Origin of the sequence: Streptomyces sp. NPDC057638 (assembly GCF_042800315.1) — a bacterium.
Classification (GTDB): Bacteria; Actinomycetota; Actinomycetes; order Streptomycetales; family Streptomycetaceae; genus Streptomyces.
In genome coordinates, this window is sequence record NZ_JBHVHF010000141.1 from 1 (window position 1) to 19879 (window position 19879).

The 19879-nt window shown below is 73.2% G+C and carries 16 protein-coding genes and 1 pseudogene; 9 read left to right on the plus strand and 8 right to left on the minus strand.

Annotated elements, in window-relative coordinates; translation table 11 throughout:
* Positions 1 to 349: 349 nt before the first annotated feature.
* On the minus strand, positions 350 to 1027 hold the full coding sequence (gene cofC, locus ACFVIM_RS19675) for a 2-phospho-L-lactate guanylyltransferase (RefSeq protein ID WP_384302858.1): 678 nt from the start codon (positions 1025 to 1027) through the stop codon (positions 350 to 352).
* 179 nt (positions 1028 to 1206) lie between these two features.
* On the opposite strand from cofC, the gene ACFVIM_RS19680 reads away from it, so the two are divergent.
* The 3 genes from ACFVIM_RS19680 to ACFVIM_RS19690 all read left to right on the plus strand — a co-directional run bounded on the left by ACFVIM_RS19680 (position 1207) and on the right by ACFVIM_RS19690 (position 4305).
* Complete coding sequence (locus ACFVIM_RS19680; protein WP_384302860.1) at positions 1207 to 1959, plus strand: lysophospholipid acyltransferase family protein; 753 nt, start codon at positions 1207 to 1209, stop codon at positions 1957 to 1959.
* Complete coding sequence (locus ACFVIM_RS19685; protein ID WP_384302862.1) at positions 1956 to 2966, plus strand: NAD(P)H-dependent glycerol-3-phosphate dehydrogenase; 1011 nt, start codon at positions 1956 to 1958, stop codon at positions 2964 to 2966. Before ACFVIM_RS19680 ends, ACFVIM_RS19685 begins: the two co-directional genes overlap by 4 nt.
* A 151-nt stretch (positions 2967 to 3117) precedes the next feature.
* On the plus strand, positions 3118 to 4305 hold the full coding sequence (locus ACFVIM_RS19690; RefSeq protein WP_384302864.1) for a D-alanine--D-alanine ligase family protein: 1188 nt from the start codon (positions 3118 to 3120) through the stop codon (positions 4303 to 4305).
* Between the two features lie 188 nt (positions 4306 to 4493).
* On the opposite strand, the pseudogene ACFVIM_RS19695 reads toward ACFVIM_RS19690, so the two are convergent.
* Positions 4494 to 4970: pseudogene (locus tag ACFVIM_RS19695) on the minus strand (DUF3515 domain-containing protein); the annotation flags it as partial.
* 20 nt (positions 4971 to 4990) lie between these two features.
* Positions 4991 to 5224 carry an Lrp/AsnC family transcriptional regulator gene (locus tag ACFVIM_RS19700; protein ID WP_384302866.1) on the minus strand — a complete coding sequence of 78 codons (234 nt, stop codon included), beginning with the start codon at positions 5222 to 5224 and terminating at the stop codon, positions 4991 to 4993.
* A gap of 319 nt (positions 5225 to 5543) precedes the next feature.
* Here ACFVIM_RS19700 and ACFVIM_RS19705 point away from each other — a divergent pair, with 319 nt between their 5' ends.
* The gene (locus ACFVIM_RS19705) at positions 5544 to 6506 is read left to right on the plus strand and encodes a thiamine-phosphate kinase (protein WP_384302868.1); all 963 of its coding nucleotides are present in this window, start codon (positions 5544 to 5546) and stop codon (positions 6504 to 6506) included.
* 26 nt (positions 6507 to 6532) lie between these two features.
* Positions 6533 to 7345: a bifunctional hydroxymethylpyrimidine kinase/phosphomethylpyrimidine kinase gene (gene thiD, locus ACFVIM_RS19710; protein WP_384302886.1), complete on the plus strand. Its 813-nt coding sequence runs from the start codon at positions 6533 to 6535 to the stop codon at positions 7343 to 7345.
* Between the two features lie 86 nt (positions 7346 to 7431).
* On the opposite strand, the gene ACFVIM_RS19715 is transcribed toward thiD, so the two are convergent.
* From ACFVIM_RS19715 to rpmB, 3 genes are all read right to left on the minus strand, one after another.
* Positions 7432 to 7854: a PIN domain nuclease gene (locus ACFVIM_RS19715; RefSeq protein WP_384302870.1), complete on the minus strand. Its 423-nt coding sequence runs from the start codon at positions 7852 to 7854 to the stop codon at positions 7432 to 7434.
* On the minus strand, positions 7851 to 8066 hold the full coding sequence (locus ACFVIM_RS19720) for a type II toxin-antitoxin system VapB family antitoxin (protein ID WP_384302872.1): 216 nt from the start codon (positions 8064 to 8066) through the stop codon (positions 7851 to 7853). Before ACFVIM_RS19720 ends, ACFVIM_RS19715 begins: the two co-directional genes overlap by 4 nt.
* A 319-nt stretch (positions 8067 to 8385) precedes the next feature.
* Complete coding sequence (gene rpmB / locus ACFVIM_RS19725; RefSeq protein ID WP_003957616.1) at positions 8386 to 8571, minus strand: 50S ribosomal protein L28; 186 nt, start codon at positions 8569 to 8571, stop codon at positions 8386 to 8388.
* Positions 8572 to 8792: 221 nt separating this feature from the next.
* Between rpmB and ACFVIM_RS19730 the strand changes: the two genes are divergently transcribed.
* A complete protein-coding gene (locus ACFVIM_RS19730) occupies positions 8793 to 10445 on the plus strand; it encodes a DAK2 domain-containing protein (RefSeq protein ID WP_384302874.1) in 1653 nt (550 codons plus the stop codon).
* 44 nt (positions 10446 to 10489) lie between these two features.
* Here the strand turns inward: ACFVIM_RS19730 and ACFVIM_RS19735 are convergent, their stop codons facing one another.
* Together ACFVIM_RS19735 and ACFVIM_RS19740 are read right to left on the minus strand one after the other, a co-directional pair.
* A complete protein-coding gene (locus tag ACFVIM_RS19735; protein ID WP_384302876.1) occupies positions 10490 to 13549 on the minus strand; it encodes a tetratricopeptide repeat protein in 3060 nt (1019 codons plus the stop codon).
* Positions 13546 to 15408 (minus strand): HSP90 family protein, encoded by a 1863-nt coding sequence (locus ACFVIM_RS19740; RefSeq protein WP_384302878.1) that lies wholly within the window; start codon positions 15406 to 15408, stop codon positions 13546 to 13548. The genes ACFVIM_RS19735 and ACFVIM_RS19740 overlap by 4 nt, the downstream gene beginning before the upstream one ends.
* A gap of 165 nt (positions 15409 to 15573) precedes the next feature.
* Here ACFVIM_RS19740 and recG point away from each other — a divergent pair, with 165 nt between their 5' ends.
* The 3 genes from recG (at position 15574) to coaD (ending at position 19485) form a co-directional block, all read left to right on the plus strand.
* Positions 15574 to 17874, plus strand: coding sequence for an ATP-dependent DNA helicase RecG (gene recG, locus ACFVIM_RS19745; protein WP_384302880.1), 2301 nt, complete (start codon positions 15574 to 15576; stop codon positions 17872 to 17874).
* A 493-nt stretch (positions 17875 to 18367) separates the two neighbouring features.
* Complete coding sequence (gene rsmD, locus ACFVIM_RS19750) at positions 18368 to 18970, plus strand: 16S rRNA (guanine(966)-N(2))-methyltransferase RsmD (RefSeq protein ID WP_384302882.1); 603 nt, start codon at positions 18368 to 18370, stop codon at positions 18968 to 18970.
* Positions 18971 to 18996: 26 nt separating this feature from the next.
* Complete coding sequence (gene coaD / locus ACFVIM_RS19755) at positions 18997 to 19485, plus strand: pantetheine-phosphate adenylyltransferase (RefSeq protein WP_384302884.1); 489 nt, start codon at positions 18997 to 18999, stop codon at positions 19483 to 19485.
* The last annotated feature ends 394 nt before the right edge of the window (positions 19486 to 19879 follow it).

The following is a 19879-nucleotide window of genomic DNA, read 5'->3' on the forward strand; positions in this document are numbered from 1 at the left end:
GCCTGGGGGAGTACCCCCACCGCAGTGACTCTCCCCCAGGCTCCGCCCGGGGGGACCCCCATCCTCCGCCTTGCGATCCTTCCCCTCGGCCCTGGCGGGCCTGGGGAGGCCCCATGCACCAGACCCCGCTCCCTGACCCAACCTGATCCATCAGACAGGCCCTAGGCCCTCCCGGCACCGGAGCGCCGGTGTGGCCCATGGCGCCGGACGGTCCCCCCCCCGTAACCCCCGGGGCACCGGCGGAGGGCGCCCGGCGGTGGGACGGACCCACGGACCGGGCGTGGCGCCGGGGTGCCTTCCGGCCGGGAGGAACCGTGCCGACCCGGCCCCCGGGCGCCCGGCCGTGGCCTCAGGCGTCGCGGGCGCCCGCCGCGCAGGAGAGACGGCCCGAGGTGTGGGGGCCCACCCCCAGCGCGAGGGCCTCGGTCAGATCGTGGCCGGTATCCACGTCCCGGCGGACCGAATCCACACCCGGCAGCAGGATTTCCACCGCGCCCGACGCGGAATGCCGCCGTCGTGACGGTCCCCCGAAACAGGGCCGCAATTCCACTCCGGCCCGGGCCGTGAGCAATGTGGTCCCCACACCGGCGGCGTCCGGCAGAAAGGCCCGGGGAAATGCGGCCGCGCGGTCGAGGACGCGTGCCAATTCCCCGGGGCGCAGCGCGGGCAGATCGGCGTTGAGCGCGGCCACCGGCGCGCCGGGCCGGGCCGTCCGCAGGGCCGCGGCGCCGTGCGCCAGCGCCGCGTTGAGTCCGGCGGCGGGCCGGTCCGGCACGATCCGCGCGCCCAGCGCGGTGAGCGCCTCGCCCGCCACGGGGTCGTCCGTGACAACGACCACACCGGCCACGGCCGGGCAGGTCAGCGCCGCACCCACCGTGTCCAGCGCGAACGCCAGCGCCAGCCGTGGCCGCAGGGCGTCACCGACGGCGGCCGTCAGCCTGCTTTTGGCGCGAACGAGCGGCTTCAGCGGGACGACCAGGGACCAGCCGGTCATCGGGTCGGTGTTCGTGACGACGTCTCCGTCCATGTGTGCCGGGAGCCCATTGTGGCCGTGTGCCGGGGCTCATTGTGACCCGGCGCCGGACGGCTCCGAAGGGCCGCCCTGGTGACCGGGGCGTACGGTGTCCTCGACAGAGCAGGGGCCCGGGGCGACACTTGACCCCCGGTGACCGGCCCCCGGTCCGGTGGAGAGAGAAGGGTGTCCGAGTGTCCCGCCGTAGAATCGGCATCTGGTACCGCCTGGCGGCGGTCATCGCCAAGCCCCCGCTGCTCCTTCTCTTCAAGCGGGACTGGCGGGGAATGGAGCACATTCCGGCCGAGGGCGGGTTCATCACCACGGTGAATCACAACTCGTATCTCGATCCCCTTTCCTATGCGCACTACCAGTACAACACCGGGCGGGTGCCGCGTTTTCTGGCGAAGGCGCCGCTGTTCTCCGTCCCGTTCGTCGGAATGATGCTCCGGGGGACCGGTCAGATCCCGGTCTACCGTGAGTCCACCGACGCCCTGGACGCCTTCCGCGCCGCCGTCGAGGCGATCGAGCGGGGCGAATGCGTCGCCTTCTATCCCGAGGGCACCATCACCCGAGACCCCGAGATGTGGCCCATGGCCGGGAAGACCGGCGCCGCCCGGATCGCGCTCCAGACCCGGGTGCCCGTGATCCCGGTCGCCCAGTGGGGCGCCAATCTCGCCGTACCGCCGTACGCCGGGACGGACAAGATGCGGCTGTTCCCCCGTAAGACCCTGATCGTGCGGGCCGGACCACCGGTCGATCTGGACAGGTTCTACGATCGGGAACCCACGCCCGAGCTGCTGCGTGAGGCGACCGAGGCCATCATGGCCGACATCACCGCCCTCCTGGAGGAGGTGCGCGGCGAGAAGGCGCCGGACGAGCCGTACGACCACCGCAAGGCCCGCGCGGAACAGCGCCGCAAGGCCGCAGGGGAAGGAAAGAAGTGACACACCCCGCCAGGGCAGCCGTCTTCGGCACCGGATCTTGGGGGACCGCCTTCGGCATGGTCCTCGCGGACGCGGGCTGTGAGGTGACCCTCTGGGGCCGCCGCGCCGAACTCGCGGACGCCGTCAACACCACCCGGACCAACCCCGACTATCTGCCGGGCATCGAGCTGCCGCCGACCCTGCGGGCCACCACCGACCCGGCCGAGGCCCTCGACGGGGCCGACTTCACCGTGCTCGCCGTGCCCTCGCAGACCCTGCGCGGCAACCTCGCCCAGTGGGCGCCCAAGCTTCCCGCCGACACCGTCCTCGTCTCCCTGATGAAGGGCATCGAACTCGGCAGCGCCAAGCGGATGAGCGAGGTCGTCCAGGAGGTCGCTCGGGTACCCGCCGAGCGGGTCGCCGTCGTCACCGGGCCCAACCTCGCCAAGGAGATCGCCCAGCGCCAGCCCGCCGCGGCCGTGGTCGCCTGCCAGGACGAGGAGGTCGCGCGGCGGCTCCAGCGGGCCTGCCACACCGCGTACTTCCGTCCGTACACCAACACCGACGTCATCGGCTGTGAACTCGGCGGCGCGGTGAAGAACGTCATCGGGCTCGCCGTCGGTATCGCCGACGGGATGGGTCTGGGCGACAACACCAAGGGCTCCCTGATCACCCGGGGGCTGGCCGAGACCACCCGGCTCGGCCTGGCGATGGGCGCCGACCCGCTGACCTTCTCCGGCCTCGCGGGCCTGGGCGACCTGGTGGCCACCTGCTCCTCGCCGCTCTCCCGGAACCACACCTTCGGCACCAACCTCGGCAAGGGGATGACGCTCCAGGAGACCATCGCGGTCACCCGGCAGACCGCCGAGGGCGTCAAGTCGTGTGAGTCGGTGCTGGAACTGGGCCGCCGCCACGGTGTCGACATGCCCATCACCGAGACCGTCGTCTCCATCGTCCACGAGGGCAAGTCCCCGCTGGCCGCGCTGGGGGACCTCATGTCCCGTACGGCGAAACCCGAACGCCACTGAGCCGCCCGGCCCCGCCCGGACCCGACCGAGCCCGCCGCCCAGCCCGAACGCCACCGAACGGCCGGGCGGGGCGCCCTGACGCGGCCACGGGCCAGGGCACGGGCGCGCGGGAGGAGGAATCGGTCCTTCGAACAGGTACGCTCGACCCGATATGAGCACTGAGAACCTCCTCCAGAGCCCCGAACCGCAGGGTGGTGAGCGCCTCGGCGCCGGTCAGCCCACCCGCAAGCCGCGTGTGGCCGTCGTCTTCGGCGGGCGCAGCTCCGAACACGGGATCTCCGTGGTCACCGCCGGTGCCGTGCTGCGGGCCATCGACCGGACGGCCTACGACGTGCTGCCGATCGGCATCACCGTCGACGGCCGCTGGGCGCTGACCGCCGACTCACCCGAGCGGATGGCCATCAGCGACCGCCGGACCCCGAGCGTCGAGGAGCTCACGGAGTCCGAGGACGGCGTGGTGGCGCTCTCCGTCGACCCGGGCAACCGCGAGGTCGTCTACAGCGAACCGGGCGCGGTGCCGAAGGCGCTCGGCGAGGTCGACGTCGTCTTCCCGGTGCTGCACGGTCCGTACGGGGAGGACGGCACCCTCCAGGGGCTGCTGGAGCTCTCCGGTGTGCCCTATGTCGGCTCCGGTGTCCTGGCCTCGGCCGTCGGCCAGGACAAGGAGTACATGAAGCGGGTCTTCGTCTCCTTCGGCCTGCCCGTCGGGCCGTACGAGGTCATCCGGCCCCGCGACTGGGAGAACGACCCGGCCGCCTGCCGCCGGCGGATCACCGACTTCGCCGGGGAGCACGGCTGGCCGCTCTTCGTGAAGCCCGCCCGCGCCGGATCCTCCATCGGGATCACCAAGGTCAGCGATCCCGCCGGGCTCGACGAGGCGATCGAGGAGGCCCGCCGCCACGACCCGAAGATCCTGGTCGAGGCGCTGCTGCGGGGCCGTGAGATCGAGTGCGGGGTGCTGGAGTTCGAGGACGGGCCGCGCGCCAGCGTGCCCGCCGAGATCCCGCCGGTCCAGGCGCACGACTTCTACGACTTCGAGGCGAAGTACATCGACTCCGCCGCCGGGATCGTGCCCGCGCCGCTGACCGAGGAGCAGACCGCCGAGGTGCGGCGGCTCGCGGTGGCGGCGTTCGAGGCGTGCGCCTGCGAGGGCCTGGTCCGGGCGGACTTCTTCCTCACCGAGGACGGGAGCTTCGTCATCAACGAGATCAACACGATGCCGGGCTTCACCCCGATCTCGATGTACCCGCGGATGTGGCAGGAGAGCGGGGTCGACTACCCCGAGCTGGTCGACCGGCTGATCCAGGCCGCGCTGCGGCGCACCACGGGGCTGCGCTAGCGAGACGCCCCGGCACTCCCGTACCGCGTCGCCACACTGACCCGTCCCGGGCCCGGGACGGGTCAGTGGCGATGGGAGGGGCTCACGGCCCCCGGCGCGGGCGTCCCGGCCGCCGCGCTCGCCGGGGGGTCCACGGGCGGTACCGAGGGCTCGGCCCCCTGGTCCCGCGGCGGGTCCGGCGGGATCTCGATGGTCGCGGGTACGGTCGCGCGCACCGCGTCCGCCAGCTCCGCCAGCGGGGTCGCGTCATGCGTGTACCGCTCGCCCAGCGTCACCTCCACATACGCCTCGCGGTAGGTGGTGGTGAACCGGGTGGACCGAGGCCCCTCGGTCCGCTGCTCCAGGAGCCAGTTGACGCCGTCCGCCTCCACGGCATCCGCCTGAGGATCTCCCATCCGTTCCGGCCGGGGGACGCCACAGCGCAGTACGATCGCGGCGTCGCCCCAGCCCGCGGTCAGATCCGACGCGGGCTCCGGGTCGGCGCGGTCCTCACCGCCGACCGTATCGGGCAGCCTCTCGTGCAGCGCCGCACAGAGGAGGGCCTGCTCGGACGGCGGGCTGGGAACCGCGACCGGGGCCGCCGCGTCCGTGGTGGAGCAGCCCGCGACGGCGAGCAGCACCACGGCGGTGACGGAGAGCGGGACGGATCGGCTGGCGGAAGTCACCGGCCAAGCGTAGACGGGGGCTACAGGTGCACGACCGGGCAGGTCAGGGTGCGGGTGATGCCTTCCACCTGCTGGACCTTGGCGACCACCAGACGGCCCAGCTCATCGACCGTGTCGGATTGCGCGCGCACGATCACGTCATAGGGGCCGGTGACGTCCTCGGCCCGGATCACTCCTGGGATCTTCCCGATGACCTCGGCGACGGTCGACGCCTTGCCCACTTCGGTCTGAATCAGGATGTACGCCTGTACCACGGAACCTCCAGGGCGGCCCGAGGATCATTTCCCCTACCGTCGGTGGGAGGACCCCGGGGGAGAGAGGGACGCCACGGTACCGCGTCGCCACGGGCCACGGGGAGACCTGGGCACCCGGTGCCGTCGACGGCGTGGCGCCGATGGTGTGACGTGTCCGGAAGGCACCCGGTGACCGGCCATGGTGACGGGAACGGATCGGGTGCCGCCGCGACGGGCGCTATCGACGGTACCCACGGCGTGGCCCGCTCGCGAGCGCGAGCGGGCAGTTTCCTCCACCGGGGGAGGCCCCCGGTGGTGACGATGGAGAGGTGAGACTCGGGTGAAGGGCACTGTGGGCGAGTTGGGAGAGTTCGGCCTCATCAGAGAGCTGACCGCCCGGCTCACCTCCACCCCGGCGGTCCGGATCGGCCCCGGCGACGATGCCGCGGTCGTGGCCGCGCCCGACCGCAGGGTCGTGGCGAGCACGGACGTGCTCCTTGAGGGGCGGCACTTCCGCCGTGACTGGTCGACCGCGTACGACGTGGGGCGCAAGGCCGCCGCGCAGAACCTGGCCGACATCGCGGCCATGGGCGCCGTCCCGACCTCGCTGCTGCTCGGCCTGGTGGTCCCGGCCGAGCTGCCCGTCACCTGGCCGACCGAGCTGATGGACGGCATCCGCGACGAGTGCCAGGTCGCGGGCGCGGCCGTGGTCGGCGGCGATGTCGTACGCGGGGACGTGATCACCCTCGCCATCACCGCCCTCGGCGATCTGCGCCACCACGAACCGGTCACCCGGTCCGGCGCCCGCCCCGGCGACGTCGTCGCCTACACCGGATGGCTCGGCTGGTCCGCCGCCGGGCACGCGGTGCTCTCCCGGGGCTTCCGCTCGCCCCGGGCCTTCGTCGAGGCGCACCGGCGCCCCGAGCCCCCGTACCACGCGGGACCGGCGGCGGCCGGGCTCGGCGCGACCGCGATGTGCGACGTCAGTGACGGGCTCGTGGCCGATCTCGGGCATATCGCGGACGCCAGCCACGTCCGGATCGACCTGCGCTCCGGCGCTCTGGACGTTCCCAGCCAGATGCACGACATCGGCCAGGCCGTCGGGGTCGACCCGCTCCAGTGGGTGCTGACCGGCGGCGAGGACCACGCGATCGTCGCCACCTTCCCCGCCGACACCAAGCTGCCCGCCCGCTGGAAGGTCATCGGCGAGGTGCTGCACGCCGCCGGCCAGCCCCAGGTCACCGTCGACGGGGCGCCCTGGCACTCCGCCGGCGGCTGGGACCACTTCGGGAGCCCCGCGTGAGCGACCACCGGCATGGCGCCCCCGAGGTGCCCTCCGCCCCCGGCCCGTCCCGCACCGCGCCGCCCCGGGTGCTGACCGTCGCGGGCTCCGACTCCGGCGGCGGCGCCGGGATCCAGGCCGACCTGAAGACGATGCTCGCCCTCGGCACCCACGGCATGAGCGTGGTCACCGCCGTGACGGCCCAGAACTCCCTGGGTGTCCAGGGCGTCTGGGAACTGCCGGTGGAGGCCGTACGCGCCCAGTACCGCGGCGTCGTCGACGACATCGGCGTCCAGGCCGTGAAGACCGGCATGCTCTCCTCCGCCGCCCTGGTGGAGACCGTCGCCGCCCTCCTCGCCGAGACCGCCGCGCCGGTGGTCGTGGACCCCGTCGGGGTCTCCAAGCACGGTGACTCCCTGCTGGCCGCCTCGGCGCTCGCCTCGGTACGGGGGAGACTGCTCCCGGTGGCCACCGTGGCCACCCCCAACCTGGACGAGGTCACCCAGCTCACCGGGATCGAGGTCCACGACGAGGACGGGATGCGCCGGGCCGCCGACGCCGTCCTGGCGCTCGGACCGCGCTGGGCGCTGATCAAGGGCGGTCATCTGGCGGGGGACGCGGTGGACCTGCTCACCGACGGCACCGAACACCACTGGTTCACGGCCCCGCGCCATGACAACCGCCATACCCATGGCACGGGGTGCACGCTGGCATCGGCCCTGGCGTGCGGGCTGGCGCGGGGACTGCCGGTGCCGGAGGCGGCGGCGCGGGCGAAGCGGTATGTGACGGGGGCGATAGCCGCCGGGTTCCCCCTGGGAGCGGGCATCGGGCCGGTCCACCACGCCTGGGCGTTCCCGTAGCCCCGTGCGGGGTGTGTCCGGGTGGGCGCGGGGGTCACGCGACGCGGAGCCCGCTGTGCCCACCTCGTACATGACCTGCGGTGCCGCTACTTGCCGGGTCCGGGGCCGTACCACTGCATGGCCTGGCCGGTGACGGACGCGATGCAGTCGAAGTCACGGTCGCGGTGCAGCAGGGTCAGGCCCTGCAACTCCGCCGTCGCGGCGACGACGAGGTCGACTGGGCCGGCGCCGCGGTGCTGTCCCCGTCGGGTCAGGAGTTCCTGGACCTGCCAGGCGCGGTCGTACGCGCGGTCGTCGACGGGGACCCAGCCGAAGATTATCCGCAAGTCCTCGACACCCCGGGCGCGGTCCTCGGCCGATCGCGCGCTGTAGAAGAACTCCAGCTCGGTGATCGGGCAGGTCGCGATGAGGCCGGCCGCCGCCGCCTGATCCCAGCCGTGCTGTTCGGCGTCCTGGCGGAGGAAGCGGGCGAGGGCGCTGGTGTCGATGAGGAACTGTGCCGCGCTCACCGCCGGTAGTTCCGCTTGTCGTCGAAGAGGTCCAGGTCGAAGCCGCCGTCGACCGCCGCGGCGCGCAGCCGGACGAGGGCGAGGGCTCGGCGCCGGTTCTCCAGGACCTCCCGCAGGGCGGTGTTGACGGTCTCCTTCTTGGTGCTGGTGCCCAGTGCCTGCGCCACATCGGCCAGCAGTTCGTCGTCCAGATCGATCACTGTGCGGCTCATGCGTGCGCCTCCTGAGATATCAACTCGTATATCGAGTATATCTCTGAGATCTCGGCCTGGCGCGGTTGGCGGCCTTGGCCGCGATCGTGGAGGTGGTCGCTGAGTCGCTGGTTTCCCTCGGCGGGTGGCGTGAGCGGTGGACGTGGTGACGGGGGTGGATGACGGCGGGTGCGCGCCGGATCGCCATGCCGGGCCACCGTGGCCCCTGCGTGCCCCCGGACACGGGCGGGACGCGCACAGCAGAAAGCCGGCCCACCAGAGGTGGACCGGCTTTCAGAAAGCAACCGGAAAGGGCTGCGCTACGACGACACCGTCGCGATTAGCGCGAGACCTTGCCGGCCTTGATGCACGAGGTGCAGACGTTGAGCCGCTTCGGCGTCCGACCGACCACGGCACGCACGCGCTGGATGTTCGGGTTCCAGCGACGAGACGTACGGCGGTGCGAGTGCGAAATGTTGTTGCCGAAGCCCGGCCCCTTGCCGCAGACGTCGCAGTTGGCAGCCACGGGTCACTCCAAAGACTTCAGATGCACTTACAGTGAAATCCGGCGTGCCGGAAATCAGTGAGGCTGATTGGTGGCTTTGCCGGGGGAACGGCCTGATTCTCATCAGGCAACCGGAGCAGCATACAACGACTGCGTCCGCACAACGAAACTACCATGACCGCTTCGGCCCCCGCCCCGCCGCCCACCGGCCATGGCGTGCCCCAGGGCGGGTCTACCCTGCGATGCGACCCCGCCCATGGCAGCCCACGGCCCTGACCGGGCCGTACGAGGAGGATCACCAGGTGCCGCAGACACTGGACGCCGCAGCGGTACGCGACTGGTGCTCCCGGGCGCTTGAGGCGCTCGGCCGGGAGCGCGAGGAGATCGACGCGATCAATGTCTACCCGGTCGCCGACGGGGACACCGGGACCAATCTCTATCTGACCGTCGAGTCGGCGGCGCAGGCCGTGGAGGCGGTGTTCGCCGCGCATGAGACGGGGGCGATCGAACCCGCCCCGGCCGACGCCGTACGGGCCATGGCACATGGCGCGCTGATCGGGGCGCGGGGGAACTCCGGCACGATCCTCGCCCAGTTGCTCCGGGGGATGGCGGAGCGGGTCAGCGCGGGGGAGGGGCTCGCCGAGGCGCTGGCGCGGGCGGCGGAGCTGGCCCGGGAAGCGGTCGCGCACCCCGTGGAGGGGACCATTCTGACCGTGGCGTCGGCGGCGGCCGAGGCGGCCCTGAGGGAGCCGGAAGAGGCGGTCCGGGCCGGGTACGAGGGGGCCCGCGCGGCGCTGGAGGCCACGCCGGGGCAGCTCGGCGTCCTGGGCCGGGCCGGAGTGGTCGACGCGGGCGGGCGCGGCCTGCTCACCGTGCTCGGCGCGCTGCTGGCGACCGTGACGGGCGAGGCGCCGTCCGCGCCGGTCACCTCCCGGACCGCGGCGCCCGTCCTGATCGACCCCTGCGCCTCCGGCGGGCCCGTGTTCGAGGTGATCTATCTGCTGGAGGCCCCCGACACGGCCGTGGTGAAGCTGAGGGAACGCCTGGACGCGCTCGGCGACTCCCTGGTGGTGGTCGGCGGCGACGGGCTCTGGAACGTCCACGTCCATGTCGATGACGCGGGAGCCGCCGTCGAGGCGGGGGTGGAGGCGGGCCGCCCGTACCGGATCCGGATCACCCACTTCGCCTCCTCGCCCGCGTATGACGCCGCCCCGGTACGGGAGCGGACGCAGCGGGCCGTGGTGGTCGTCGTGCCCGGCGAGGGGCTGGTGGAGCTGTGCGCGGGCGCGGGCGCCGCCACCGTGCTGGCCCGCCCCGGTGAGCCGCCCGCCAGCGGGGAGCTGGTGGACGCGATCCGCCGTGCCCACGCCCGTGAGGTCGTCCTGCTGCCCAACGCGGCGGAGCTGCGCCACACCGCCGGGGCCGCCGCCGAGCAGGCCCGCGCCGAGGGCGTCAGGGTCGCCCTGATCCCCACCCGGGCCGCTGTCCAGGGGCTCGCCGCCCTCGCCGTCCACGAGCCCGACCGGGGCTTCGACGAGGACGTGGTCGCGATGACCGCCGCCGCCGGGGCCACCCGGTACGCCGAGCTGATCGTGGCGGAACGGCAGGCGTGGACCTCGGCGGGGGTGTGCCAGGCGGGGGACGTACTCGGGCTGGTCGACGGGGATGTCGCTGTGATCGGCGCCGATGTGGCCCGGACGGCGGCGGCGGTCCTGGACCGGATGCTGGCCGCCGGGGGTGAGCTGGTGACGTTGATCACGGGCGCGGCCGTCCCGGACGGGGAAGAGCTGCGGGAGCATCTGGACCGCCATGTCCGTGCGACCCATCTGGCGGTGGACATCCTCCACTACCCGGCCGGGCCCGGCGGCCCGCTGCTCCTGCTCGGCGTGGAGTGACGCTCGTGGAGGGATCCAGCCGGGTCCCTCCACGAGCGGCGGCGTCAGGAGTCGGCGTTCGCGACCAGGGAGGCGGCCTCGTGGAGGAGGTCCTCGGCGTCGCCCGCCGCCTCGGCGTGGATGACCGCCTCACGCGCCCGCGCGACCGCCGCGTCCGCGTCGCCCAGATCCGCCGCGAGCCACCCGGCCAGCAGCAGACAGCGCGCCCGCTCCCGCTCGTATCCGTCACCCAGGGCGGCGAAGATGTCGACGGCGAGGGCCGCGGGCCCCTGGGCGGTCTCGTAGGCGGCGCGGGCGGCGCCGCTGCTGTCCTCGTCCCCGGGCACCCCGGGGACCGTGTTGACGAGCACCTCGGCGGTCTGCCGGTGGGTCTCGCCCAGCTCGGCCCGGAGCGCCCGGGCCGCCTCCGTCCCGTCCGTACGGCCGGATCCCTGAGCCGTCTGTACGGACGGGGCCTCCAGCGCGGCGAGTTCCGCCGTACAGACGGCCGCCGCCTCGGCCATCAGCTCCCGCGCCGCGTCGGGACCGGCCTGGCCGTCCCGCAGGGCGATCCAGGCCCGCACCCGCAGGGTGCGCACCCACCCGTGCGGGTCCCCGACACTCCGCCACAGCTCGCCCGCGCGCCGGTAGGCCAGCTCGGCCTCGGTGTTCAGGTCGGCCTGGAAGAGGGACTCGGCGGCGAGGTTGGCCAGCATGGCGTGACCACGCTGTTCGGGCCAGGTCCGGGCGATGTCGGCGCCCTTGAGGTACTGCTCGGCCGCGCCGCGCGGGTCGCCGAGGGTGATGAGGCAGTCGCCGAGCCAGTGCAGGGTCTGCACGATCATGCCGTCGCCGTGCTCGTCGGCGGTGAGATCGGGCAGGACGGCCTCCAGGACGGAGGCGGCCTCGTCCACGCGGTCCCGGCGCAGCAGCAGCCCGCCCAGCCGGTGGCGCGCGTAGGCGCCGATCCCGGTGCTCTCGCCCGCCTCGTCGGCCCAGTGCGCCGCCTGGAGGGCGTGCTCGGTGGCCTCCGCGAGCCCGGTGGTGTCCGCTGAGCCCCCTGTGTCCGCTGGGCTCCTTGGGCCCTCTGTGCTGTCTGTGTCCTTGGCGTCCTTGGCGTTCGCCGCGTCCGTCAGGCACTCCATGAGCTGGAGGTGGAGCCTGCTCAGCCCGGGAGGCCGGCCGTAGCCGGAGGTGTGCTCCAGGGCGGCGCGGGCCGCGCGCACGGCGCGCTCGGTGTCGCCGAGCTGGCGGCTGAGCGCGGAGAGCGACACCTCGGAGCTGACCGCGGCCCAGGGGCGGCCCGCGGCCACACTGGTCTCGGCGGAGCGCTCGTACAGATCGGCGGCGGCCTCCACGTCACCCTGGTAGCGCGCGACCAGGCCGAGGAACGCCAGGGCCTCGGCGAGGTTGAGTGCCACGGAGGGATCCGCGCGGTGGGGTTCGGCGAACTCCACCAGCCCCCTGGCCGCCTCCTCCAGGGCCTCCAGCGCCGCGCCGCCCTCCGCCTCGTCCCCGGCTTGTTCGGCGCCCTGAAGACGGTCCTCGTGGATCCGGGCCCGGCAGACGAGGACCCGGCTGATCTCACGCGGCCGCGCCGCGCCCTCCGTACGCAGCCGTTCGATCCGGTCGAGGGCGGACTCGACATCGGCCAGCGCGGCCGCGCGGTCCCCGGCGAGACAGCGCGCGTACGCGGCCCGGGCCCGGGCGGCCACCGCACGGTCCTCGGCGCCCGCGGCGCCGTAGTGGGCGGCGGCGGAGGCGAAGCAGTCGGCGGACTCGGCGGGCGGCTCGCGGTCGAGACCCCGGTACTCGTCGATCTCCGCGAGGTCGAGCGGGTCGAGCTCGACGCCCTCGTGGCGGGCGGCGGCCACCACGGCCCGCCAGGCGTCGCCCGCGTCCGGCCGGTGGGCCTCGCTCCGGTGTCGCGCCTCGGTCAGCAGCTCCTCCAGGGAGGTCCCGGGGGTCTGTGCGAGGGGTGGGGCGGCGATGGTGGGGCGAGGGGCGGTGGGGCGCGGTGTCGTGGCGCGCAACCCCAGCGGCAGCCGCTCCACCAGGGGCGCGCCGTCCATGCGCTCCCGTAGCAGCGCGCTCACCTCCGCGCTGCCGTTGCGCTCGTCGAAGCGGGCGGCTATCGCCAGGGCCTCACGCCGAGCGTGCGTGGCCAGTTCGCGCGCCGTCCACGCGCGCTCCCCGGGGCCGGGCATATCCGTCTCCCCGAGCCCGAGCGTCACCAGGCGGTCGGCCAGCAGCGCCGTCACGGCCAGGTACCCCATCAGGCTGGAGGGCTCCCCGGGGTCGGTGAAGTACGCGGGGCGTTCGGCGAGGAGTTCGAGCCCGCGCCCCTCGTTGCCCGTCCGCGCGCAGAACTCGATGTGCTCGGCGAGCGACTCGCGCATCGACTCATGGGCGCGTACGAGACGGTGGCCGCGCAGATGATGGGCGCGCGCCTCCTCCGTACGCCCCAGGCGCATCAGCGGCAGCAGGGACGACGCCAGGACGGCGTGCGGCTCATGGGCGCAGGTGAACTGTCCCTCCAGCACCGGGCGCCAGGTCTCCAGCGCTCCCTTGTCGTCGCCGTTGTGCGCCTGCCACTCGCCCTGGGCGTGCAGTTCGCAGGCGCGGCAGTCGCTCTTGTCGTCACGGTCGGCGCGCTGCCAGGCGTCGTACGCGCGCCGGGCGCGCTCGTCATCGCCGAGATGGCGGGCGATCCGCAGCTCCCCCTGGCGCACGGCGCGCTCGGAGTGGCCCGCGACGCGGTAGCGGCGCTCCATCTCCGCCTGCCACGTCTCGATGGAGGCGAGCGGGATGTGCGGCTGGTCGATCATGCCGCTGGACACCCACTTGAACATCCAGAACAGGGTGTGCGACTGGTGCTGGTCGAAGGCGTCCGGCCGCTCGTCCCACATCCGCAGCAACCGGGCGAAGGGGACGAACATCTTGTCCGCCTCGGAGCTGTAGTTGTAGACCTGCATCAGGTGGTTGAGGCCGTCGATCAGCAGACCGGTGTCCCCGGCGGCCTCGATGTCGGCGAAGATCCGCTCGGCGCGGGCGTTGCGCGCGGGGCCCTCGGGCTCGTCCAGGTTCTCCCGCAGGGCCTGGCGCAGGGTCGTGGCGGCGGTCATCGGCCGTTCTCCTGATCGTGGGTGGTCCACTCCAGCAGGCCCGCGAAGGCCCGGTTGAGCAGTGCGGAGTCAGCGGGCCGCAACGGTCGCTGGGCCATCAGCAGCGCCTGTCCGTACAGCGCCTCGACGGCGGTGCCGGTCAGTTCCGCGTCACCAAGGGAGCTGATCCGGCGGATCAGCGGGCTGCGGTGGTTGAGCACCAGCCGGGCCCGGGGCGCGCTGCCGCGCAGCGAGCCGAGGATGCCCGCCCACAGGTCGTCCGCCTGCTCCTCGGCGTCGGCGCGGGCCCGCTCATGACGGGCGGTGCGGTCGTCGAGGTGGAGCGCGGGCACGGTCAGCGGGTGGAAGGCGCGCAGCGCCACATCGCAGCCGAGGGTGTCGAGCCGGGCGCGCGCGATGGCCAGGAAGCCCGCGAGCGCCAGCTCGTCGGCCGCGTCGACGGGGTCGAGGCAGGCGGTGACGGTGTCCGTGTCCAGTTCGGCGACCGCGGTGCCCGGACGGACCGAGGGCAGCTGCTCCACCAGGTCCGTGTCGTAGGTGTAGCCGCCGTTGACCACACCGATGCCCTGCGCCGAGGCGATGGGCGCGACCTGACGGAACTCCTCCACGGTCCGGGTGAAGTGCACCACCGGGTGGCGCCGGGCGAACTCCTCCAGCGACACCGGGCCGTCGGTCGTCTCGAACGGCAGCCACGGCAGCATGGTGCGCAGCATGTCCCCGTCGTGCCGGGCCAGCGACTTCACCCCGAGGTGGTGCACGGCCAGGAACGCCGCGAGCCGCTCGGGATCGCCCGCCGCCAGCGTGGTCAGCCACTCCCGGATCCGCGCGCCCAGGGCCTCCTGGACGGCGGCGAGCGTCTCGTCCGCGTACAGCGCCTCCCGGGACGCGGTCGGCCGCAGGGTGTCGGTGTCGATCACACACCGGACGAAGAAGGCCCACTCCGGCAGCAGGTCATCGGCCCGGTCGGTGAGCAGCATGCCCTTCAGGTACACCCGGTGGCCCAGGCGTTGCGCCGGGCTGACGGCGGACGGCAGCACATAGGCGACCCCGCGCACCCCGGCCAGCGGAACGTCCAGTTCCAGCGAGTCCAGCGGGGTGAAGCCGAACAGTTCGTGACAGTGCGAGGCGAGCGCCACCCGGCGGGCGGCGGGGCTCGGATGCGCGCGCTCCCAGGGCGCGGGGAGCCCGGTGACGGCGCTCTCCCCGACGCGTACGTCATAGGGCAGCAGCGAGCCGAAGTCCCGCGCGAGCGCCAGCACCCGCTCCTCGGTCAGCCACTCCCCGGCACCGGGCCGGGCCCGCAGCTCCACCGTGGTGCCCGCCGCCGGGCGCGCGCTCAGCGGCAGGGTCCGCACGGTGTACGAACCGTCGTCGCGTGCGGTCCACTCGACGGGTACGGAGTCGGGCTGGCGCGCACAGCGGCTGACCACCCGGATCTCGGTGGCGACCACGAAACAGGCGAGCAGCCCGATGCCGAACTGGCCGAGGAACTCCGAGCGCGCCGACTCCAGACCATCGCGCTTGGAACTGCGGCCGATGGTCGCGAGGAGGGTGTGGACATCGGACTCCGTGAGGCCGATCCCGCTGTCCTCGACGCGCAGGGTATGGCCGTCGGCGGTGAGCCGGACCTCGGCGGGGGCCTCGGGATCGGCGGCCCGCCGGGCGGTGATCGCGTCCACGGCGTTCTGCAACAGCTCGCGCAGATAGACCCGGGGACTGGAGTAGAGATGGTGGGAGAGCAGATCCACCAGGCCACGGAGATCGACCTGGAAGGTGTGACCGGAAGTACCGGAAGTACCGGAGGAGTCGTCGGAGGAGCCGGACGGGGTAGCCCTGTGGGCGGAGGTCTCTGAAGTCATCGTCGCTGCGCCGGTGGGGGGTGGAGCGCGGCGCGGGTCGGGCGATCCCGGAAGTCGGTGATCGCGGCGGGCCGGTGGGGAGACCCGCGCCATCCTAGGTCCGCCGCACGGCCATGACCAGCGGTTATCCACAGGTTGCCGGGACTGTCCGAGGTGTGGTGTGCAATGGGACGTGTGCTCGTGCCGGAAGAACGCCTGAACGACCCGTTGGACGGACCCGTGACTGAACCGCTGGACGCCCCGCTGCGGACGACGCTGGGCGCCGCCACCGCCAAGGTGCTGGCCGAACAGCTCGGCCTGGCCACCGTCGGTGACCTCCTGCACCACTATCCGCGCCGTTACGAGGAGCGGGGCCAGCTCACCCGACTCTCCGAGCTGCCACTGGACGAGGACGTGACCGTGGTGGCGCAGGTCGCCGACGCCCGGGTGCACACCTTCAACGGGGGCAAGGGCAAGCGGCTGGAGGTCACGATCACCGACGGCAGCGGACGGCTCCAGCTCGTCTTCTTCGGCCGGGGCGTCCACAAGCCGCACCAGGAGCTGCTGCCCGGCACCCGGGCGATGTTCGCGGGCCGGGTCTCCGTCTTCAACCGCAAGCTCCAGCTCGCCCACCCCTCCTACGCCAAGCTCGGCGGTGGCGGCACACAGGACGGCGACGACGCACTGGACGCCGAGTCCTGGGCGGGGGCGCTGATCCCGATCTACCCCGCCTGCAAGGGGATGGAGTCCTGGAAGATCGCCAAGGCGGTGGACGCGGTGCTGCCCCGGGCGCGGGAGGCGGCCGACCCGCTGCCCGAGGCGCTCCGGGAGGGCCGTGCCTTCGTCCCGCTGCCCGAGGCCCTGCTCAAGGTGCACCGCCCACGCACCAAGGCCGATGTCGAGGACGCCCGGCGGCGGCTGAAGTGGGACGAGGCGTTCGTGCTCCAGGTGGCGCTCGCCCGGCGCCGTCTCGCCGACACCCAACTGCCCGCCGTGGCCCGCAGACCCACCCCCGGTGGGCTGCTCGACGCCTTCGACGACCGGCTGCCCTTCACCCTGACCGAGGGGCAGCGCACGGTCACCGAGGAGATCTTCGCCGACCTGGCCACCGAACACCCCATGCACCGGCTGCTCCAGGGCGAGGTCGGCTCCGGCAAGACGCTGGTCGCCCTGCGGGCGATGCTCGCCGTCGTGGACGCGGGCGGACAGGCGGCGATGCTCGCGCCCACCGAGGTGCTCGCCCAGCAGCACCACCGGTCCATCGTGGAGATGATGGGGGAGCTGGCCGAGGGCGGGCTCCTCGGCGGGGCCGACCACGGCACCCGGGTAGTGCTGCTGACGGGCTCCATGGGCGCTCCGGCGCGGCGCAAGGCCCTGCTGGACCTGGTGACCGGGGAGGCGGGGATCGTGATCGGCACCCACGCACTCATCGAGGACACGGTCCGCTTCCACGACCTCGGGCTGGTCGTCGTCGACGAACAGCACCGCTTCGGTGTCGAACAGCGCGACGCCCTGCGCTCCAAGGGCGCCCAGCCGCCGCATCTGCTGGTCATGACCGCCACCCCGATCCCGAGGACGGTCGCCATGACCGTCTTCGGTGATCTGGAGACCTCCGTCCTGGACCAGCTCCCCGCCGGGCGCTCGCCGATCGCCAGCCATGTGGTCCCGGCCCGGGACAAACCCCACTTCCTCGCCCGGACCTGGGAGCGGGTGCGCGAGGAGGTGGCCAAGGGGCACCAGGCGTATGTGGTCTGCCCACGCATCGGTGAGACCGCCGACGACGAGAAGGCGACGGCCGTACCGGAGTCGGCGGAAGCGGCCGACGCCGCGCTGGGCGCCCCGGCGGACGAGGGAGCCGACGCGTCCGACAAGCGGCCACCGCTCGCCGTCCTGGACATCGCCGAGCGCCTGGAGCGCGGCCCGCTCGCCGGACTGCGGATCGGGGTGCTCCACGGCAAGATGCACCCCGACGACAAGGACGACGTGATGCGCCGCTTCGCGGCGGGTGAGTGTGATGTGCTGGTCGCCACCACCGTGATCGAGGTCGGGGTCAACGTCCCCAACGCCACCGCGATGGTGATCATGGACGCGGACCGGTTCGGCGTCTCCCAGCTGCACCAGCTGCGCGGCCGGGTGGGCCGGGGCGCGGCCCCCGGGCTCTGCCTCCTGGTCACCGAGGCTCCCGAGGCGAGCCCGGCCCGCGCCCGGCTCGGCGCGGTCGCCGCCACCCTCGACGGCTTCGAACTCTCCCGGATCGACCTGGAGCAGCGCCGCGAGGGCGATGTGCTCGGCCAGGCCCAGTCCGGGGCCCGATCCTCGCTGCGGATGCTCGCCGTCATCGACGACGAGGAGATCATCGCGGCGGCCCGCGAGGAGGCGACGGCCCTGGTCGCGGCGGACCCCGACCTGACGGCCGCGCCCGCCCTGCGCACCACGCTGGACGCCCTCCTCGACAAGGACCGCGAAAGCTATCTCGACAAGGGCTAGCTTCCCGCCCGCCTCGACCGCACCACCCCTGTGCCCCGGGGACGCCCCCTGCCGAGCAGGTGTTCTCCCGCCCCCGTGGGACAGGTGGCCCCCTCTGTGTGGGCCTGCTGCGGGCCGAGCGTATGGGGCACAGGTATTCCACCCGCTGGTGGGCATACGGTCCGCCGAGGGCGAGGGGGTCCCCAGCCTCTCCTCGGCCGACGGGACCTCCATCGCCTTGCGGGACGCCCGCCCGTACGGTGGGGAACCCACCTGTTCGCATGGGGTGGGAGCCCACAGCCAGGCGCGGGTCCGTGCCTGGTCGTGGGCCTGGCCCACCAGCAGGCCGCACCCCGTACGGGCCGGCCCCGGGCCGGGCCCGCCAGGAGGTCACACCCCGGTGTGCGGCCCGCCGCGTCGCCCCGCCCGAGGCGTCGCACGCGGCACACGGCTGAGAGACTTGCCTGGCAGGGGCACACGCCCCCGCGCACACCGACACCGTGTAAGGACACAGATGACCCGCGTGATCGCCGGCACCGCCGGCGGACGCAGACTCGCCGTCCCCCCGGGCACCGGCACCCGCCCCACCTCCGACCGCGCGCGCGAGGGCCTCTTCTCCAGCTGGGAGTCGTTCCTCGGCTCGTTCGCCGGTGTCCGGGTCGCCGATCTGTACGCCGGGTCGGGCGCCGTCGGCCTGGAGGCCCTCTCGCGGGGCGCCGCGCACGCCTTGCTGGTGGAGGCGGACGCCCGGGCGGCCAAGGTGGTGCGGGAGAACGTGCGGGCGCTCGCGCTGCCCGGCGCCGAGGTACGCACCGGCCGGGCGGAGCAGATCGTCGCGGGCCCGCCGCCCGCCACCCCGTATGACGTGGTCTTCCTGGACCCTCCGTACGCCGTCACGGATGACGATCTTCGAGAGATCCTCCTCACACTCCGCACCCAGGGCTGGCTCACCGCCGACGCGCTCGCCACCGTGGAACGCAGCACCAGGGGCGGTTCCTTCGCCTGGCCACCGGGGTTCGAGCCACTGCGTTCCCGCCGTTACGGCGAGGGCACGCTTTGGTACGGTCGCGCCGCCTCTGTCTGCGCAGAGGCATCCACGTGCGAAGACGCCCCATGACCGGACCGGAGAGCGAGGGACTTCCAGTGCGCCGCGCAGTCTGTCCGGGGTCGTTCGACCCCATCACCAATGGACACATCGACATCATCGCCCGCGCCTCGAAGCTGTATGACGTGGTGCACGTCGCGGTGATGATCAACCAGTCCAAGAAAGGTCTCTTCACCATCGATGAGCGCCTGGACCTGATCCGCGAGGTGACCTCGGAGTACGGAAACGTCCAGGTCGAGTCCCACCACGGGCTCCTGGTCGACTTCTGCAAGGCCCGTGACATCCCCGCCATCGTCAAGGGGCTGCGCGCGGTCAGCGACTTCGACTACGAGCTCCAGATGGCCCAGATGAACAACGGCCTCTCGGGGGTGGAGACCTTGTTCGTCCCCACCAACCCCACGTACAGCTTCCTCTCCTCCAGTTTGGTCAAGGAGGTCGCGGCCTGGGGCGGCGACGTCTCGCACCTGCTGCCCCCGGTGGTCCACCGGGCCTTGGTGCAGCGACTGTCGGAGCGCAGCGACGGATAGGGGTGCGCGCAGCGACGGATAGGGGTGCGCGCAGCGACGGATAGAGGCGCGCGCAGCGACGGATAGAGGCGCGCGCAGCGACGGATAGGGGTGTGCGCAGCGACGGATAGCGCTCCCGCAGCGACGGATAGAGGCGCGCGCAGCGACGGATAGCGCGCTGCCACAGCGACGGATAGCGCTCCCGCAGCGACGGATAGCGCTCCCGCAGCGACGGATACGGCGCGTGGCCGACCGGCAGCGCCGGCGGCACCACGGAACGGGCGGCCCGGCCGCTCCACCGGCTGACGGTTGCCCGTTCCCGGCCCCACCCGGCCTCCGCCGCCGTACAGTCTTCCCGTCCGGCTCGGCCGAGCCGGACGGGTGTGTGTAGGACGGTGTGCGGGGGGTGCCGGCG

What these genes read in the sequence shown, in the direction of transcription:
- cofC (WP_384302858.1), bottom strand. Translation starts at nt 1,027, where the DNA reads ATGGACGGAGACGTCGTCACGAACACCGACCCGATGACCGGCTGGTCC.
- ACFVIM_RS19690 (WP_384302864.1), top strand. Translation starts at nt 3,118, where the DNA reads ATGAGCACTGAGAACCTCCTCCAGAGCCCCGAACCGCAGGGTGGTGAG.
- ACFVIM_RS19720 (WP_384302872.1), bottom strand. Translation starts at nt 8,066, where the DNA reads ATGAGCCGCACAGTGATCGATCTGGACGACGAACTGCTGGCCGATGTG.
- ACFVIM_RS19730 (WP_384302874.1), top strand. Translation starts at nt 8,793, where the DNA reads ATGCGACCCCGCCCATGGCAGCCCACGGCCCTGACCGGGCCGTACGAG.
- ACFVIM_RS19735 (WP_384302876.1), bottom strand. Translation starts at nt 13,549, where the DNA reads ATGACCGCCGCCACGACCCTGCGCCAGGCCCTGCGGGAGAACCTGGAC.
- ACFVIM_RS19740 (WP_384302878.1), bottom strand. Translation starts at nt 15,408, where the DNA reads ATGACTTCAGAGACCTCCGCCCACAGGGCTACCCCGTCCGGCTCCTCC.
- recG (WP_384302880.1), top strand. Translation starts at nt 15,574, where the DNA reads ATGGGACGTGTGCTCGTGCCGGAAGAACGCCTGAACGACCCGTTGGAC.
- rsmD (WP_384302882.1), top strand. Translation starts at nt 18,368, where the DNA reads ATGACCCGCGTGATCGCCGGCACCGCCGGCGGACGCAGACTCGCCGTC.